Below are 18,007 nucleotides of genomic sequence, written 5' to 3'. Positions count from 1 at the left end.
CAACGATGGGCGATCGGCGACAGTAGAAGATGATGCCTTTCGAGAAGTCGGTTTCCGGCAACGGGGACGCGATTCACCAACTTCGGGACGTCGGGAAAAATCTTTCAGTAGATCGAGGTGTGCTGTCGCCGTGTTCGCACAAGGAGGCCACGAGCCCGGCGATGCGCGATCTTAGGTGTCCATCGGTGCCTGACGACAGCACACCATCGGTTGATGTGCGGTCACACCGATGGACCAGCCACGAACTCGGTGGTAGCGAGTAAGCTTTTCGCCTCAAGGCGAACGATCCACGTGGTGACGACGCCGCAGAGAACCGGGACGGGATTCCTCCGGGAAATCGGCACCACGAGGACGGATGATGTCCGGAAACGCGACTATCCCCTGGAGGCGCACACAATTTCCGAGTCGATCGGGACGCCGCTGAGCAGGCCGAGAAGATCATGCTCGGCATCCGGATCCGGGACTTTTCGAAAGATCCCGAAATCGATTCGCCTATCCGCGGTGGTGTCGCCAGGAAGAGCCGCTAGGGCATCACTCTGTGGTGGACCTGTCGTACCCTGATCGGTCTTGGACGAAAAGCCGAATCGGCGCGAGCGGCCGGTCGAGGACACGGAGATCGAGGGGTCGAAAGTCATGACCAGGCCACTACCTTCCGGCGGGCAGGAGCGGCCTGCCGGAACGCAGCCTCTCGCGTCGCGGCGGGAACGCGTCAAGGTGGCGCGAAAATGGGCCTATCTCGTCAGTAGCACCACTTACCTCCCCTTGTCGCACGACCAGATCGAACGAGAATTGCTTGGCCTGCTCGACAGGCTGCTCGAGGCGGTGGCAGGGGACCAGCCCGCCACCGAGAGCGCGGCGGAGGTCGGCGCCGAACTCGTCCGGCTGCACTGCGTCGGCAGGACGAGCCTGCAGTGCACGGTGGACGTGCTCGCGGCCGCCTTACTGGCGCCGACGGAGTCACGCTCCGCCGAGCGGTTACCGGAGCGCGTCGCCAGGCTGCTCGGTGCGCTGGCGTCCGGTTACGTGGAGGCGATCCGTTCCGCGACCGTCGAGCAGCGGGACACGAGTGACCAGGCGTTGCTCAATGCGGTCCGGGAGTCACAGCGCGAGTGGCGGGCCAGTGAGGCGCAGCTGGACGAGATCTTCCTCTGCTCGCCGAACGGGATCGCGGTCACCGGGCCCGACGGGCAGCTCGTCCGCACGAATCCCGCCCTGCATCGGATACTGGACCGGACGGCGAGCGAGGTCGCGGGCGGCGATCTGTTCGAATTCGTCCACGAGACGGATCGGCGCCTCCTGCGGGACGGCTACCGCGATCTCCGGGACGGCAAGATCGACCGGCTGCGATCGCGCCCGCGCTTCGTCACCAAGGACGGCGACCTGTTCCAGGCCACGCTGACCGCTTCGCTTCTGCGCGGTTCGCACGGCTACGTCACGATCGTGGCAGACGACGCGGAGCTGAAGCTCCTGCAGAACCAGCTGCGACACCAGTTGTTGCACGACATGCTCACCGGTCTGCCGAACCGGCAGTTCTTCAGCTCGCACCTTGAACATGTGCTGCACCAGCCGAATCCGGCGACGCTGTACCACGTGGATCTCGACGGGTTCTCGTTGGTCACCGATGGTCTCGGCAGGAGCGCGGGAGACCGGCTGCTGCGGATCGCCGCGGACCGGCTCAGATCCGTGGTGGCGGGCGAGAACGCGATGGTCGCGCGGTTCGAGAGCGACAAGTTCGGCATTCTGATCGAGAATTCGGCGAGCACGCCGGACGTCCTCACGATGATCGAGCGGATCAACGAGACGCTGTCGGAGCCGGCCTACATCGACGAGAAGGGCCTGGCGGTGACGGCGAGTTTCGGCGTGGTCGAAGACCTTCCCCGCAACGTCGAACCAGCCGAGTTGTTGCGTTCGGCGGACTTGGCGATGCGGCGGGCCAAGAGCAAGGGGCCCGGCCGGTGGGAACGGTACGACCCGGTATGGGACGGCCAAGCCAGGGAGACCATCGGCCTGGTGGCCACCATGCCCGGGGCCTGGGAGAACGGCGAGCTGGGCATCGGCTACGAGCCGCTGGTACGGCTGGCCGACGGCGAGATCGTCGGTGCCGAGGCGCGGCTGAGATGGGAACATCCGGACCTGGGAGTGCTGCCAAGGGAAAAGTACCTCGAACTCGCCGAGCGCACCGCGCTGATCGGCGCGCTCGGCGCGTGGGTGGTCAAACGCGGCTGGACGGACAAGGCCGACGGCGGCGGCGCGGACATGCCGCTGCTGGTACCACTGACACCGAACCAGCTGACCGATCCTCGGCTGGCCGGGACGATCCAGGGAATTCTCGACAGCGCCGCGCCCACTCCCGACCGATTGTGGCTCGGCTTGCCTGCCGGGGCACTGCTCGTAGCCGGGCACGAGATGGTCGACAACGCGCGCGTGCTCGCCGACGTGGGGATCGGAGTGGTACTGCTCGACTTCGGCGTGACGCCGGGCGAACTGGCATTACTCGAGGACCTCCCGGTACACGCCGTACGCCTCGACTCTCGTCTCGTGTGGCATGCCGTCGATGAGGACTCGATCGCCCTCGCCGGGGCGAGGAACATGATCGCGCTGGTTCGCCAGGCCGGAATCACTGTGCTCGCCGGTGATCTCGAAACCAGCGCGCAGGCACGGTGGTGGCAGCGAGCGGGCGTCGAGCTGGGAATGGGCCCGCTGTTCACCGGTGACGAGGGATCGGTGACCGACATCGGATCCCTCATCGGCGGTGGACGGGCCCGTCCGGGGCAAGGCCAGTGAGCCCCAGTGTCCTGAGTAGACAGTAGCTTCGGCGGAACGCCGTTCGGGTCGTGTCGTGGACCGCTCCGGCGTCCCGCTTCAGGGTTTGCGTGCCATTCCGGCGTAGAGGACCTGGTTCAGTGTCGGGTCTTCGGCGATGTCGCCGGGTCCGGCGGGGCGCCAGGTGCCGCACCCGACCAGGCCGGGTTCGAGCAGTTCGAGATCGCCGAACATGGTGAGCACGTCGTCGTAGGGGCGTGACGTGACCAGGTTGCCGCCTGTCCCGATCCTGACCGCTTCCCGAACCTGGTACGGCAGGTAGTCCTCGGTGATGTGTGTGATCGCCAGGTAACTTTCGGAAGCCATCGCGTCGATGTAGTGGCGCATGAGGCCACACGGGTCGGATTCGTCCGGGAGCCAGTGCAGCATGCACAGGAACAGCATGCCGACCGGCTCGTCGAGGTTCAGCTGCCGGCGCAGCAGAGGATCACCGAGGATGCGTGAGAAGTCACGGGCGTCGGCCTTGAGCACGGCGGCGCGGTCGTTGCCGGCGAGAATCAGTTGGCTGTGCGCGACCGCGACGGGATCGTGATCCACATACACCACCCGGCATTCCGGGTCGGCGTCCTGTGCGATTTCGTGCACATTGCCGACGGTCGGCACGCCCGAACCGATGTCGAGGAACTGGCGGACGCCCCGGTCGATCATGAATCGCACGGCCCGCCGGAGGAACGCGCGGTTGAGCCTCGCCACCCCCCTGGCGTGGGGCATGATTTGCTCGGCCTTCGTGGCGGCCTCGCGGTCGACGGCGAAATTGTGGCCGCCGCCCAGCATGTAGTCGTAGACCCGGGCGGCACTGGGCATCGTTTTGTCGGTGCCCGGCGGGACCCAGTCCGGTAGTCGCGTCAGCGTCAACACCCCGATCTCATCGGTTTTCCTTGGCGAGCCGTCGAGCTTACTCATCCCGTCATGTGATCGGGTCACGACTGCGCAGTCACCCGATCGAGTGCTGTGGGCTGCCACCGAATGGCGCTAGCGTGTTCTGTTCCCTTCCACGTCGGCGATGGAGTGCGGATGCCTGTACCGGTTGCACCCGGTCGATGGCCCTTGATCGGACACACTCCGGCGATGCTGCGTCGTCGCTTCGGATTCACGTCGTCGTTGTACGCTCACGGAGATGTGGTGCGGGTCTATCTCGGCCCGATGGAAACGTATTTCGTGACCAGTCCGGAACTGACGCACCAGGTGCTGGTCACCGACGGGAGTAATTTCCGCAAAGGCGCGATGTTCGAGAAGTTCCGCCCGTTCGTCGGCAACGGAATCGGTCTCTCCGACGGTGTTTTTCACCTGCGGCAGCGCCGGTTGATGCAACCCGCTTTCCACCACGCCACCATCGCGGGGTATGCCGAGATCATGGCGAGAGCGGCCGTCGAACTGGTCAGGCCATGGAGGCCGGGCGAGGTACGCGAGGTGGACCACGACATGCAGGCGGTCGCGGTCGCCGCCGTCGGCGAGTCGCTTTTCTCCACCGAACTGGGCAAGGCCGCGATCGAGGAGGCCCGCAGATCGATCCCGGTCATCCTCAAGTACGGCATGATCCGCGTGCTCTCGCCCGCGTTCGTGGAGAAGCTCCCCATTCCGGCCAACCGGCGGTTCGACGCGGCCGTCGACCGGATGCGGACGATCGTGGAGGAGCTCATCGACAACTGGCGTGCCGAGCAAGCCGACCGGAGCGACCTGCTGTCCATGCTGCTGCTGGCCAGGGACGCCGACACGGGTGAAAGGATGACCGGCGAGCAGGTGCGCGACGAGGTCATCACCCTGCTCACCGCGGGGATCGAGACCAGCGCGCTGGCGCTTTCCTGGCTGTTCCACGAAATCGCCCGGCATCCCGAGGTCGAGCAGAAGCTGCACGACGAGATCGACGAGGTGCTCGGCGGCCGGCAGGCCACCGCCGAGGACGTGCCACGGCTGGTCTACACGCGGCAGGTCGTCAACGAGGTCCTGCGGATGTATCCACTGTGGATCCTCATGCGCCGGGTCGCCACGGAAGTCGATCTCGGCGGTGTGCGCCTGCCGCCGGGCACCGAGGTGATCATCAGCCCGCACGCCATGCATTTCGATCCGAGGTTCCACGACCACCCCGGTCGTTTCGACCCGGACCGCTGGGCGGGCAAGCGAGCCAAGGATCTGCCCCGCGGGGCCTACATCCCGTTCGGCGCGGGTGCCCACCAATGCATCGGGAATTCCTTCGCCATGACCGAGATCGCGATCGTCGTGGCCACGATCGCCGCGAAATGGCGGCTGGTTCCCGTTCCTGGCAAGCCGGTCAGGGAGAAGTACACGACCACCGCGTACCCGAGCCGGCTGCCGATGACGGTCGTCCCGCGCTTCCGATAGTTGCCGAACACATTATTTCAGTGGAGGTTTGTTTTATGCCTTGGCGTCATGGCAGAGTGAAGCGTCTTCGTCTGCGCCGTGCCGGCGCGATGACGTTCGCCATCCTGCTCGCCGGGTCACTGCCGGCGCCCGCGCAGGCTCAGGCCGATGCGTCGTCCTGCCGGGACGTGACCATCCCGGTCCAGCTGGCCGGGCTGCTTCCCCAGATCGTGCACGGCAGACTGTGCGAACCACCGGGAGGCGCGCGAACCGTTCAGGTGCTGGTCCCCGGCGCCACCTACGACAGCGTGTACTGGGACGCCGCACCCGATCCGGAAACCCATTCGTTCCGGCTCGCGATGAACAAGGCCGGCTACGCCACCCTTGCCCTGGATCGGCTCGGCACCGGCGCCAGCTCCAAGCCGCCCAGTGCGTTGCTCACGGCGTTCACCGAAGCCGGCGTGGTACACCAGGTGATCCAGGCGGTCCGGCACGGCGACGTCGGCTCGCGGTTCGACAAGGTGATTCTCGGCGGACACTCGCTCGGCTCCGCCATCGCCATGCTTGAAGCAGGCACCTACCACGACGTGGACGGCGTGCTGATCACCGGACTGGCACACCACATCAATCCTCCCGGCGCGCTGATCGTCCTCGGCTCGTTCATCCCCGTCGCGCTCGACCCGGTGCTGTCGCGGCTGGGGCTCGACCCCACCTACCTGACCACCCAGCCAGGAAGCCGATACGCGGCGTTCCACGCACCCGGACCCGAGGTCCCCGAGATGACCGCTTACGACGAGGCCACCAAGGACGTCGTCGCCCCCGGCGAACTGCTCGACGCCGCCGCCCTCGGCACGGTGCTCCCGTACAGCTGGCGGATCACCGTGCCGGTGCTGGTCGTGCTCGGCGGTGGGGACGGCGGCCTCTGTGGCCCGCTCGCGACCGACTGCACCTCCTCGGCCGGCCTGCTCCAGTCCGAGGCGCCGTACTACTCCGCGGCGGCACGACTGCGGACCTACGTACTGCCCGGCTTCGGCCATTCGATCAACTACGCACCCAACGCACCCGACTACCACCAAGCCGTCACACACTGGGCCGGCACGATGGGGCTGGCCGGCTGAACTCTGGAAGCGCCGCGAGAAAACATGAACTTGACTCACGTATGTGTCAGCCGTCACCATCTCCCGATGGACGCCTGCCTCGGGCGCGCACAGGAGGTTCACGATGAGACGGCATCGAAGGTTCCTGTCACTCGCGGTAGCCGCGCTGGCCGCCATCGCGCTCGTCGTCGGGGTCACGCCGACGTCGTCGGCCACGTCGAACTGGTGGGATCCGCCGAACCGGCCGAGTCCGGACAGCGAGATCGGCGCGACCGGCGCCCCGTTCACCGGAGGCCAAGGTGGGGAGGTCCGCGGCTTCGTCGACGGCCATAACCACATACTCGCCAACGAGGGCTTCGGCGGCAGGCTGATCTGCGGCAAGGCGTTCTCGCCCGCGGGCGTCGCCGACGCGCTGCGGGACTGCCCCGAGCACTACCCCGACGGCAGGGGAGCCACCTTCGAGAACCTCACCGCCGATCCGGACGGGCACCATGACCCGGTCGGCTGGCCGACCTTCAAGGAGTGGCCGACCCACAAGTCGCTGACCCATCAGCAGAACTACTACGCCTGGATCGAGCGGGCGTGGCGCGGCGGGCTGCGCATCATGGTCAACGACCTGGTGTCCAACGGTGTCCTGTGTGCCCTGCCGATCATGCCCAAGGACCGCGGCTGCGACGAGATGGACGCCATCCGGCTCGAAGCACGCAAGTCCTGGGAGATGCAGGACTACATCGACGGCATCTACGGCGGCCCCGGCAAGGGCTTCTTCCGGATCGTCACCAGCCCGGAGCAGGCCCGCAAGGTGGTGATGGACGGCAAGCTGGCGATCATCCTCGGGGTGGAGACCTCGGAACCCTTCGGCTGCAAGCAGATCATGGACGTCGCGCAGTGCTCCGCCGCGCAGATCGACGCCGGGATCAACGAGCTGTACTCGCTCGGCGTGCGCAGCATGTTCCTGTGCCACAAGTTCGACAACGGCCTGTGCGGCGTGCGCTTCGACTCGGGCACCACCGGCCAGATCCTCCAGGCCGGTCAATTTTCCTGCTGTGCCACCACGTGGACGACCGAGGCGTGCCCAGGGCCGCAGCAGGACAATCCGATCGTGGGCGGCGACCCGGCCAAGCGCTGCAACACCCGAGGGCTCACCCGCCTCGGCGAGCACGCGCTGCGCCGCATGATGGAGCGGCACATGATGGTCGAGCTCGACCATATGAGCGTCAAGGCGGCGGCGCGCACCCTGGATATCCTCGAGGCGGAGAAATACCCCGGGGTGCTGTCCACGCACAGCTGGATGGACGCCGGTTGGTCCGAGCGGGTGTACAAGCTGGGCGGCTTCATCACCGGCTATGACAACGGCTCGGAGAGCTTCGTCAACGAGTGGAAGCGCAACAAGGCCCTGCGCGATCAGTACAAGGTCGGCTACGGCTTCGGTTCCGACATGAACGGTGTCGGCGGCTGGCCCGCGCCGCGCACCGGCGCGACCAACCCGGTGGTCTACCCGTATCGCACCTTCGACGGGGCCACGATGATGGACCGGCAGAAGACCGGCGAGCGGGTCTGGGACGTCAACGTCGACGGCGCCGCGCACTACGGCCTGATCCCGGACTGGATCGAGGACGTCCGCATGGTGGGCGGGAAGGCCGTCATCGACGACCTGGCGAGGGGAGCGGAGTCGTACCTGAGGACCTGGGAAGCCACCACCGCGCATGGTCTCGGCACCAACCTCGCCTACGCGAAGCCGGCCACGGCCAGTTCGACGGAGTGGAATCCGTTCGTGAACCTGTCGCCCTCGCGCGCCGTCGACGGCGACCGCGGTACCCGGTGGTCCAGCTCCTGGAACGACGGGCAGTGGTACTACGTCGATCTCGGCTCCGAGCAGACCGTCGGCCGGGTGACCATCGACTGGGAGGCGGCCTACGCGTCCGAGTATCGCATCGAAGCGTGGAGCGAAGCCGGCGGCACCTGGCAACCGGTCTGGTCGACCACCGCCGGAGACGGCGGCATCGACACCGCACGGTTCGAGCCGGTCACCACGCGCTGGGTGCGATTCTTCGGCGTCAAGCGGGCCACCCGCTACTGCTTCTCGTTCTGGGAGTTCGGAGTCTTCGCCTCGTAGCGGTTTCTCCACGCGCCAACGAATGTGTGGCTGTCCACTATGGACAGCCACACATCTCGCGTGGTGACCAGGCGGTGAGCGACCAGATCGCTTCGAACTGACCACGACGCGACTATTCCCCGGCCTGGTTGGGTTGATCGGGTGCACAGCTGATCAACAGCCGGGCGGTGTGCGCGATGTGGTCACGCAGCAGTTCTTGCGCGTGATCGGCATCGCGCGCGAGAACTGCGTCGAGTAGTGCCCGATGCTCGGCGGCGACGTCGCGGCCGGGTTCGTTGCCGAGGGATACCGACCACTGCCGGTACAGCTCGGCCTCCTGCCGCAACGACCGTGCCGCGTCGAGTAGCCGCTGGTTGCGGCAGCCGGTCAGCAGCGCGTGGTGGAAGGCCGCGTGTGCCTGCGACCACTCGTCGGACAGATGGTCCGGATCGGCCGGGTCGCGATACGGCGCGCGTTCCAGAAGATGGTGCGCGGCAACGGCATCGGCCTCCCAGCGGGTGTCGCCTTCCCGCACCGACAGCCCCAGTACCAGGGACTCGATCTCCGCCCGCGCCTGTGTCAGTTCGGCCAGATCCCGATGGGACAGCGGCCGGACCAGGTAACCCTGCCGCGGCCTGGCCACCACCAGTCCTTCGGCGACCAGTCTCGTCAGCGCCTCACGGGTGGCGCCGACGCTCACTTGGTAGCGGTCGGCCAGGTCCGGGAACTTGAGCCGGTCGCCCGGTATCAGCCGACCGGCGAGGATGTCGGCGCGCAACGCCTGGTGGATGCCGTCGGTGCGGGTCGCTCCGCCGCTCTTGGTCATGCCCACAGCCTAGCACTTTACGAATCTGCATTGAACTTTCGAAAGTTTAGGTCTAGTTTCGAATTCAGCCCCGAGATCCCGCCAACCGCACGAGGAGCCGGCCGATCCAGGCCGGATCCCGGAAGGGTGAAGTCATGAAACTGGCCAATGTGGACGGACGCGCGGTCCTGCTGACCGCCGACGACACCGGAATCGACGTCGAAACCGCGTCGGGCGGCAAGTTCGGCCCCGGTCTCGTGTCCGTTTACGAGAACTGGGACGCGTTCCGGGCCTGGGCGCGACAGCCGCCCGCCGGACCCGGCGTCGTCTTCACCCGCGCGCAGCTGGGCTCACCCTCACCGGCCCCGCGGCAGATCGTCGCGATCGGCCTGAACTACGACGCCCACGCCGCCGAGTCCGGTTTCGAGGCACCGGAAGGACTTCCCCCGACGTTCACCAAGTTCGTCTCCGCGCTGACCGGCCCTGACGCGGAGGTCGTGCTGCCTGCCGGTGGCGACGTGGACTGGGAGGTGGAACTCGTCGCCGTCATCGGCCGGACCGCCACCCGCGTCGCGGAATCCGACGCGTGGGACCACGTCGCCGGGGTGACGATCGGACAGGACCTCTCCGAGCGCGTCGCGCAACTGGCAGGCCCCGCCCCGCAGTTCAGCCTGGGCAAATCCTTCCCGAACTTCGCGCCGGTCGGGCCGTGGCTGGTCACGCCGGACGAGCTGGCGAACCGGGACGACCTGGCGCTCGGCTGCGCGGTCGACGGCGAGACCGTGCAGGACGGCCGCACCCGCGAACTGATCTACCCGGTCGCCAGGCTGGTATCCGCGCTGTCGCGGACCATCACCCTGTTCCCGGGCGATCTCGTCTTCACCGGGACCCCGGCGGGCGTGGGCATGGGCCGCACGCCGAAGCGGTTCCTGCGGGCGGGCGAACACCTCGTCAGCTGGATCGAAGGCATCGGTGAGATGCGCCAGACATTCGTTACCGCACAGGAGGACTGACATGGGCATGCACCGCCTCACCCGGGTCACCATGGGAGTCCCGAACGTCGCGGAAACCATCGCCTACTACTCCGAGTTCGGGCTCACCCACCTCGGTGACGGGGCCTTCAGCACTCGCGAAGGCGGCGAGCAGCTGCAGGTCCGGCACGCCGTATCCCGACGGGTGCTCGAACTCGGGGTGGGGGTCGACGATGCCGACGACGTCGCGCGGGCCGCGTCGCGGCTGGATCGCCTCGGCGTGGCGGGTGGCACGGACGGCACCGCGGTCACCGCGATCGAGCCGGTTTCCGGATTCACCGTCCGTGTCGAAATCGCGCCGAGAATCGTGCAGCGGCCCGTCCCGGCCACCCCCTACAACGGGCCCGGTCGCATCGAGCGGTTCGGCCGGGCGCCCGGAGTGCTGCGTGAGGACCCGATCCGGCCCAAGAAACTCGGTCACTGCGTGGTGGGCACGACCGATCTCGAAGCCACCATGGGGTTCTTCACCGAGGGGCTCGGTTTCAAGGTCAGCGACTACATCGGGAACAAGGGCGCCTTTCTGCGCTGCTCGGTCGATCACCACAACGTGCTGGCGCTCGCGGCACCGGTGAACTTCCTGCATCACACGTCCTGGCAGGTCGACGACATCGACGACGTCGGGCGAGGCGCGGCGGCGATGCTGGCGGGCAACCCCGAGCGACATGTCTGGGGCCTCGGCAGGCACTACGCGGGATCCAACTTCTTCTGGTACCTCAAGGATCCGGCGGGGAACTTCAGCGAGTACTACGCCGACATGGACTGCATCCCCGAGGACGAGATCTGGACCCCGGAAGTCTTCGAGGGTGCCCAAGGCCTGTTCAGCTGGGGCCCGCCCCCGCCGCCGTCGTTCCTGGAACCGGACGACCTCGCCGCGCTCATGACCGGACAGCACGCACCCTCCCGGTGACCGCGCCGGACCGGCGAGAGGACGCGTCACCGGAAATCGAAAAAGTCAGAGGCGCTGGAAGATCTCGCGCCTGACCAGAAAAGGAGAAGTCATGTCAGTGGAATTGTACGTCCCCCAGATCCCGGACAACCTGAACATCCGGTTCGTCGAAAACCGCATCGTCATCAACCGCCCGGTACAGGCCGTGTACGACTGGGTGACCACCTGGTCGAACCTGCCGAAATGGCTGCCGATGGCCCTCGGCACCGAGGTGCGACGCGGCACCGAAGGCGTCCCCGCCGAGATGGGCGACGTACTGCTCGAAACCATCCAGCCGGAGCTGAACGAGAAGCCGAAGCTCTACACCGTGGTGGCGCGGGTCCCCGGCAAGCTGTGGACGGTGGTCGGCCGGGACGTGCTCGACGACGGCTCCCTGGCCCCGGCGATGCACGCGATCGCCACCTTCACCACCTTCGACCTCGGCGACGGAACGACCCTGTTCTGCCGCCTGTTCGAGCGACTGGTCCCGGACACCGAGCCGCCCGGCCCGCACCCGGTCGAGGACCCGGCCCGCATCCAGGTCGGCCTGGAACTGATCAAGGCGCACCTCGAGGGCACGGCCGGATGACGTCGGTGGCTCGGGGCCGCTACCTCCAGCGGCCCCGTATGGCCCCGAGGAGGAACGCAGTGGGTGTCGTCAGGGTGTGAGTTCCGGGATGGCCGACAGCTCGTCCGGTGGGGGACCGGGATGCACGATGCCCAGCCGGTGGGTGGCCCTGGTCATGGCGACATACAGGTCGTTGTGGCCCAGCGGTGCCGCGTCGAGGATCGCCGCCGGGTCGATGATCAGGACCGAGTCGAATTCCAGCCCCTTGGCCTGCAGGGGAGCCAGTAGCACCACCTTGTCCGTCAGGTCCGGCATCGTGGCCAGGGACAACTCGGCGGCCAGCCGTCCGAGGCGCTTGCCCGGAGCGACGATCGCCAGCCGGCCTTCGGTGTGGGTAGCGACCAGGTCGGCGACGACTTTCGGCAACTCGGCGGGGGTGGTGCGCAGCCGCCACGGAGGCCGGCCGGTGGAGCGGACCGACCGGGGTGGCCGCAGTCCGGGATGGTGGGCGGCGAGCAGGTCCGCGGTGGCGGCCATGATCTCCGCTGGGGTGCGGTAGTTGACGGTGAGCTGGGCCAGCCGCCAACGGTCGTCCAGGTGCGGCCGCAGCACGCGTTCCCACGAGGAGGCGCCCGCCGGGTTCCCGGTCTGAGCGAGGTCGCCGAGGACGGTCATCGACCTGCTGGGGCAGCGGCGCATCAGCATCCGCCAGGCCATGGCGGACAGTTCTTGTGCCTCGTCGACGACGACGTGTCCGAACGTCGCCGGGCTGCCGCCTTGGCCGATCAAGGCAGCGGCCTCGTCCAGCAACGGGATGTCGGCGACGCTCCAGCCGGCGTCCGGACCGTCGACGACGTCCGACACCGCGTGCTGCGGAGTCAGCAGCGGCCACAGGTCGTCGAGCACGTCCTGGACGCCGGCATCAGCCAGCAGGCTGCCCTTGAGACGGGCCTTGTCGGTCTCGTCCAGCAGGTTTCTCGGTCCGTCGTGATCGTCCTGGCCGATCACGACACCCGCGGCCGCCAACGCGCGCAGGTCGGCTTCGCTCAGCCGGCCATCAGGGCTGCCGCCGTCCAGCGCTTCGCCGGTATCGGTGAGCACCACCGTCTCCAGGTCCTCGATCAGGCCCTGCGCAAGGGCGTCCACGATCTCCCGCGCGAAGACCAGCCTGGCCTGGTTATGCGGCAGCCCGGTCTGCCGGGCCCTCCGCACGGCACGGCGGCAGGTCTCCGGCTCGAGCCGCAGTGCCTGCTGCTCGAACTCGATGTCCATCGGTTCGTCGGGAATCCGGACCCGCGCGCGGACCGCTGCCCTCAACCGTTCGGCCATGTCCGCCCGGCCCTTGAGCCCGGCGGTCTTCGGCGGATCCACCCGGCTGACCTCGATGCCCGGGCACAGGTCGGCGATGGTCGCCGTCACCACGGTGTTCTCGCCCAGGCCGGGCAGGACCTGGCCGATGTAGTCGAGGAAGAGCCTGCTGGGGCCCACGACCAGGACACCGCGGGCACGCAGGTGGAGATGCGTATAGAGCAGGTAGGCGACCCGGTGCAACGCGACAGCGGTCTTTCCCGTGCCCGGGCCACCCTGCACCACCAGCACTCCTTGGTGCTCGCTCCGGATGATCCGGTCCTGCTCGGCCTGCAGGGTCGTGACGATGTCGCGCATCCTCCCGGTCCGATCGGCTGTCACCGCCGCCAGCAGCGCGCCGTCCCCGACCAGGCTGCCGTCGGCGGCGTGGTCCGGGTCGAGCAGCTCGTCGTCGAGCCCGACGACCCTGCGGCCCCGCGTGATGATGCGCCGCCGTCGCCGGACACCGTGCGGCTCGGTCGCGGTCGCGGCGTAGAACGGCTGGGCCACCGGTGCGCGCCAGTCCACCATCAAGGGCTCGTCGTCGGTGTCCCGGAACAACCCCAGCCGCCCCACGTACACACGATGGCCGTCGCGCAGGTCCAGCCGCCCGAAGCACAGCCCCTGTTCCACCCCGTCAAGGCGGGTCACTTCCGCCTGCCAGGTGGCTATCGCCGCGTAGTCTTCGCCGGCACGCCGCACGGCCGCCAACCGTGTGGCCGCCTGTTCGCGCAGGGCATCCACCCGGGCGTACAAGACCGCCAGGTACTCCTGCTCGACGTCGATCTCGGTGATGGTCACTCGAACACTCCCCGGGCGATCGATGCTCAGTGACATCGAGGATGCGGAGTGACCTCGCGGAAAAACAGTCTTGTTCTTTCCCTCGGCCTCAGCCGCTGGGAGAGTGAACGGCGGAGCTGCCGCCGGAGGGCTGGCTGCTGGAGTTCGTCCGGCTGGAATCCCCGGCGAACGCGCCGTGTGGCGGGTCTGCAGGCTAGGTTGAGGATCATGCGCTTCGGACTCTTCGTCCCGCAGGGCTGGCGGCTGGACCTGGCCGGCATCGAACCTGTGGACCACTGGAAGACCATGCTCGGCATCGCGAAACACGCGGAGGCCGGGCCCTTCGAATCGATCTGGGTCTACGACCACTTCCACACGGTGCCGGAGCCGACCGAGGAGGCCACCCACGAGGCGTGGTCAGTGATGTCGGCCTTCGCCGCGGCCACCGAGACCATCCGGCTCGGGCAGATGTGCACCTGCATGGGCTACCGTAACCCGGCGTACCTGGCGAAGGTCGCCGCGACCACCGACATCATCTCCGGCGGGCGCGTCGAGATGGGGATCGGCGCCGGCTGGTACGAGCACGAGTGGCGGGCTTACGGCTACGGCTTCCCGAGTGCCGGCGAGCGGCTCGCCCGGCTCGACGAAGGCGTCCGGATCATGCGGGACCTGTGGACCACCGGAAAGTCCACATTGGACGGCGAGCACTACCGCACCGACGGCGCGATCCTGCGCCCGCTACCGCTGCAGGACGGCGGGATCCCCCTGTGGATCGCCGGTGGTGGCGAGAAGAAGACCCTGCGGATCGCCGCGCGATTCGCGAAGTACACCAACTTCGCCGCCGACAGCGAGACATTCACCCGCAAGTCGGAGATCCTGGCCGCGCACTGCAAGGACGTCGGCACGGACTTCGGCGCGATCGTGCGCTCGGCCAACCACAACGGCGTCATCGCCGAGACCGAGAAAGAGGTCCAGGACAAGCTGGCCTGGCTCAAGGACCACTACGCGAGGTACGCGTCCCCGGAAGCGGCCGAGCGCGCGTACTCGGTCTTCACCGCAGGAGTGGGCGTCGGCACGCCCGAGCAGGTCGCCGAGCGACTGGCCGAGCTGGAAAAGCTCGGCATGACCTACGCGATCTTCAACTTCCCCGACGCCGCGTACGACCGCTCCAGCATCGACCTCTTCGCGAAGCATGTCGTCCCGGCGGTGAACAGCTAGGCCGTGTCCGGGCGGGTCGTCCTCGTACCAAGGCCCTACTCGGGCGACCACGGCATGCGCGGATGTTTACGGACTGCGGTCGGGTCTGTAACGCGGCTGCGGTGTCAAGCGACAGTTCACCAAGCCGAGGTGGCGGTGGGGTGCGCGAATTCGATGCGGGGGCAAGCGGTGACCGAACTCGTCGTGGTGAGTACGGACGAGGCCCCGGTGTTGGACGTCGTTTTTGTGCACGGCCTTGACGGCGACGCCCGTAAGAGCTGGTCGGCGAAGCGGGAAGGTTCGTTCTGGCCCGAGTGGCTTGGGCAGGACATAGAGGGAGTGTCCGTCTGGTCCTTGGATTACGATGCGGCGTCGAGCCATTGGCTGGGCCACGCGATGCCGATCCAGGACCGGGCGATCAGCCTGCTGGCCCACCTGGAGAAGGACGGGATCGGACAGCGCCCGCTGTGCTTCGTCACTCACAGCATGGGCGGACTGGTGGTAAAAGAGATGCTGCTGCACGCGGCCGACGGCCGCGCAGACTACACCGAGTTCGCCACCGCCACCCGCGGTGTGGTGTTCCTGGCCACCCCGCACACCGGCTCTGACATCGTCACCAAGGCCGTCGTCAAGGCGTTAGCCGTCGTCTACCGCAAGACGGAAGCTGTCGACGGCCTGGAACGCAACAGCGCGCATCTTCGGCAGCTCAACACCAGATACCGTAACTGGTCCGTTCACCCGACATCGGATATCAAGCACAAGATCTTCTACGAGACCCGGCCGACCAAGGGGATACAGGTGGTCGACGCGGGCTCGGCCGACCCCGGAATCCCTGGCCAGACACCGATTTCGGTGGACGCGGACCACATCGACATCTGCAAACCCAGTGCTCCCAGCGACCTGGTCTACGGCCAGATCAAGCTCTTCGTCACCGGAATCATCACGGCACTGCGGACCAGCCCGGCCGGCGCCGGCCACCAAGAGGAGACCTGCGAGCTCGACGTCGACGAGGCCTTGCCGTATGTGCGCGATGTCAACCCTTTGGATACTGGGGTGAAGCCGAGTGTTCCTCTGGTGGACTCCGACTCGCCTATCGCGCTTTGGCTGAACCACAAGACGCCACGCAGCCAAATTTGCTCGTACGCACTCCGGGATCATGACGCCGATCTCCGTGCACGGCTGAGGCGCGTGGTCGACGACCCGTCGGGCGCGGTCATCCTCATCGGTCGCTCATGCACCGGCAAGAGTCGCTCCGCCTGGGAGGCGGTCCGTGAGTTCTTGCCCGACTGGCATTTCGTGAACATGAACAACCCCGAGGACATTGAGCGGTTGAGCCGGGCGAAGCTGTCCAAGGGTGGCGTCGTGTTGTGGCTCGACAACCTGAGATCGGGTACCGGCGTGGCCGGAGCGGTGAAAGCCGCTCTGGCTGTCCTGCGTGACCATGGACGGACCTACCAAGCGGTTGCCGTCGCAACCATGTGGCATGCGCCGGTGGTCGGTTCGGCGAACCAGCCGACCGCGTTGGCCGACTCCTTCGCCATGAAAGAACTAGCGACCTACGCCGGTTCACCCGTGCCGGTTTTGGAATCGTGGTCGGACGCGGAACGTCGACGAGGTTGGGCGCGTTCGATCGACGCGGAGGACAACCTGCTTGCCGCAGCTCTGAGGCAGCGGGTCGTCAGCCCGCCCCAGATGCTCGCCGGCGCTCATTGGACGATCAATCTGTGGCAATCGCCGGTCAAGCGTGAGACGCGCAGCCTCCTCGATGCGGCTATCGACTTGGCGATCTTGGGTTTCGGTGTGGACCCCCGAATGCCGCTGACTCTGCCCTTGCTCCGTGGCGCCACACCCGCTTATCTGGAGCGGCCACCGGAATCTCCGACCTGGTTCGAAGACGCTCTGGCCGAGGCGACGAATCCACTCGAGGAGGCGGTGTGGGCATTGCGGCCGCCGTTCCCCGATTCCTCCGGAACCTACACACTCTTCGATCCACTTCTCGAATTCGGCAAGCTCGTGCGGTTCCACGAGCCGTTGCCTGAAACGGTGTGGCGTCTCTTCGCGATGGTCGGCCTCACCCGGTTCCCGCTCGAAGTGCTGGCACGTTCAGCCGGGCATCGGCTACTGCATCCCCTTGCTGCCGAGCTTGAACTGGCGGCCGCCGCGGCCGCGCCCACCCCGGAACCACCCGCCGTCAAGCCGGAACTCCCGGTTCTGCCGGTACCGCGTCCCGACGCCGCCACCGAAAGGCAGGCCCTGTCGATAAAACCTGGCTTCAGGTCATCAAGCCGTGATCGCGCCGACCAGTTACTTGCCGACGACAACTACGATGAACTGGTCGAACTCGCTGTAGGTTCCAACGACTCTTATGTTCGCCGTCGACTCGCCAAACTTTATGAGCGTCACGGCGAGATCGACAAGCTTCGCCAGCTCGCGTCATTCAGCAATCGCGGTGGCCGGCACTTCGTCGAACACCTCTGCGCGACCGGCAACCTCACCGAACTCCTGCGCATGATCGCCGCCGGCGACGGCTATGCCCGACGCGCCATCGAAGACTGGGCGATCGTCGGCCTCTCCGAGGAGGAACGCCAGGTGATCCTGGCGCATGGTCTGAACCCGGACGGGACCCCGCGAAGCTGACACGTACCGTCGCTCACAACGACCGCTCATCGGCATGAGCGGACGCGTGTTTCAGCGAACGACCGACTGGTGAACTATGTCTGATGTGCGTCTTTCCTATCTGTCAGTCAAGCGGCAGTGGACTTTTGGTCAAATATCGACGACATATTATTCCGCTCTCCGCTGCTTTCACCCAGTCGACTCTGGTCTCGGTCGGCGTCAAACTGGCACAATAGGCGTTATCGAGGCAATGATCACATGGAGGCATTAAAGTGTCGACAGTGCCGGAAGTTTCAGGACAGCACGAAGGTCCCCTCGCCGAGTTTGTGGCCTTGAGGGCCGAAATGCAGCTGCGTGCGGAAACGCAATGGAAGATCATGAGCCTTCAAATTACCGGATCCGGC

The 18,007-nt window shown here is 66.9% G+C and carries 12 protein-coding genes; 9 read left to right on the top strand and 3 right to left on the bottom strand.

Annotated elements, in window-relative coordinates; all coding sequences use genetic code 11:
* Positions 1 to 633: 633 nt before the first annotated feature.
* Complete coding sequence (locus tag IE302_RS07910) at positions 634 to 2,784, top strand: putative bifunctional diguanylate cyclase/phosphodiesterase (protein WP_191253333.1); 2,151 nt, start codon at positions 634 to 636, stop codon at positions 2,782 to 2,784.
* 78 nt (positions 2,785 to 2,862) lie between these two features.
* Here IE302_RS07910 and IE302_RS07905 read toward each other — a convergent pair whose 3' ends face one another.
* Positions 2,863 to 3,726, bottom strand: coding sequence for an SAM-dependent methyltransferase (locus tag IE302_RS07905; protein ID WP_373307920.1), 864 nt, complete (start codon positions 3,724 to 3,726; stop codon positions 2,863 to 2,865).
* A gap of 111 nt (positions 3,727 to 3,837) precedes the next feature.
* Here IE302_RS07905 and IE302_RS07900 point away from each other — a divergent pair, with 111 nt between their 5' ends.
* From IE302_RS07900 to IE302_RS07890, 3 genes are all read left to right on the top strand, one after another.
* The gene (locus IE302_RS07900) at positions 3,838 to 5,163 is read left to right on the top strand and encodes a cytochrome P450 (RefSeq protein ID WP_191253331.1); all 1,326 of its coding nucleotides are present in this window, start codon (positions 3,838 to 3,840) and stop codon (positions 5,161 to 5,163) included.
* An 89-nt stretch (positions 5,164 to 5,252) separates the two neighbouring features.
* Positions 5,253 to 6,260, top strand: a complete 1,008-nt coding sequence (locus IE302_RS07895; protein WP_191254707.1) for an alpha/beta fold hydrolase — start codon at positions 5,253 to 5,255, stop codon at positions 6,258 to 6,260.
* 103 nt (positions 6,261 to 6,363) lie between these two features.
* Entirely contained in the window at positions 6,364 to 8,355 is a 1,992-nt protein-coding gene (locus tag IE302_RS07890) for a galactose-binding domain-containing protein (protein WP_191253329.1), read from the top strand.
* A 112-nt stretch (positions 8,356 to 8,467) separates the two neighbouring features.
* Here IE302_RS07890 and IE302_RS07885 read toward each other — a convergent pair whose 3' ends face one another.
* Positions 8,468 to 9,160 (bottom strand): GntR family transcriptional regulator, encoded by a 693-nt coding sequence (locus IE302_RS07885; protein WP_191253328.1) that lies wholly within the window; start codon positions 9,158 to 9,160, stop codon positions 8,468 to 8,470.
* A gap of 134 nt (positions 9,161 to 9,294) precedes the next feature.
* Here IE302_RS07885 and IE302_RS07880 point away from each other — a divergent pair, with 134 nt between their 5' ends.
* From IE302_RS07880 to IE302_RS07870, 3 genes are all read left to right on the top strand, one after another.
* A complete protein-coding gene (locus IE302_RS07880; RefSeq protein ID WP_191253326.1) occupies positions 9,295 to 10,152 on the top strand; it encodes a fumarylacetoacetate hydrolase family protein in 858 nt (285 codons plus the stop codon).
* Between the two features lies 1 nt (position 10,153).
* A complete protein-coding gene (locus IE302_RS07875; RefSeq protein ID WP_191253324.1) occupies positions 10,154 to 11,077 on the top strand; it encodes a VOC family protein in 924 nt (307 codons plus the stop codon).
* A gap of 91 nt (positions 11,078 to 11,168) precedes the next feature.
* A complete protein-coding gene (locus IE302_RS07870) occupies positions 11,169 to 11,684 on the top strand; it encodes an SRPBCC family protein (RefSeq protein ID WP_191253323.1) in 516 nt (171 codons plus the stop codon).
* 69 nt (positions 11,685 to 11,753) lie between these two features.
* Here IE302_RS07870 and IE302_RS07865 read toward each other — a convergent pair whose 3' ends face one another.
* Complete coding sequence (locus IE302_RS07865) at positions 11,754 to 13,847, bottom strand: HelD family protein (RefSeq protein ID WP_191253320.1); 2,094 nt, start codon at positions 13,845 to 13,847, stop codon at positions 11,754 to 11,756.
* Positions 13,848 to 14,018: 171 nt separating this feature from the next.
* On the opposite strand from IE302_RS07865, the gene IE302_RS07860 reads away from it, so the two are divergent.
* Positions 14,019 to 15,008, top strand: a complete 990-nt coding sequence (locus IE302_RS07860) for an LLM class F420-dependent oxidoreductase (protein WP_191253319.1) — start codon at positions 14,019 to 14,021, stop codon at positions 15,006 to 15,008.
* 168 nt (positions 15,009 to 15,176) lie between these two features.
* Positions 15,177 to 17,624 carry an esterase/lipase family protein gene (locus IE302_RS07855; protein ID WP_191253317.1) on the top strand — a complete coding sequence of 816 codons (2,448 nt, stop codon included), beginning with the start codon at positions 15,177 to 15,179 and terminating at the stop codon, positions 17,622 to 17,624.
* The last annotated feature ends 383 nt before the right edge of the window (positions 17,625 to 18,007 follow it).

Source organism: Amycolatopsis oliviviridis (assembly GCF_014654365.1).
Classification (GTDB): Bacteria; Actinomycetota; Actinomycetes; order Mycobacteriales; family Pseudonocardiaceae; genus Amycolatopsis; species Amycolatopsis oliviviridis.
Note: the sequence above shows the minus strand (reverse complement) of the source record. Positions and strands in the feature narration are given on the sequence as shown.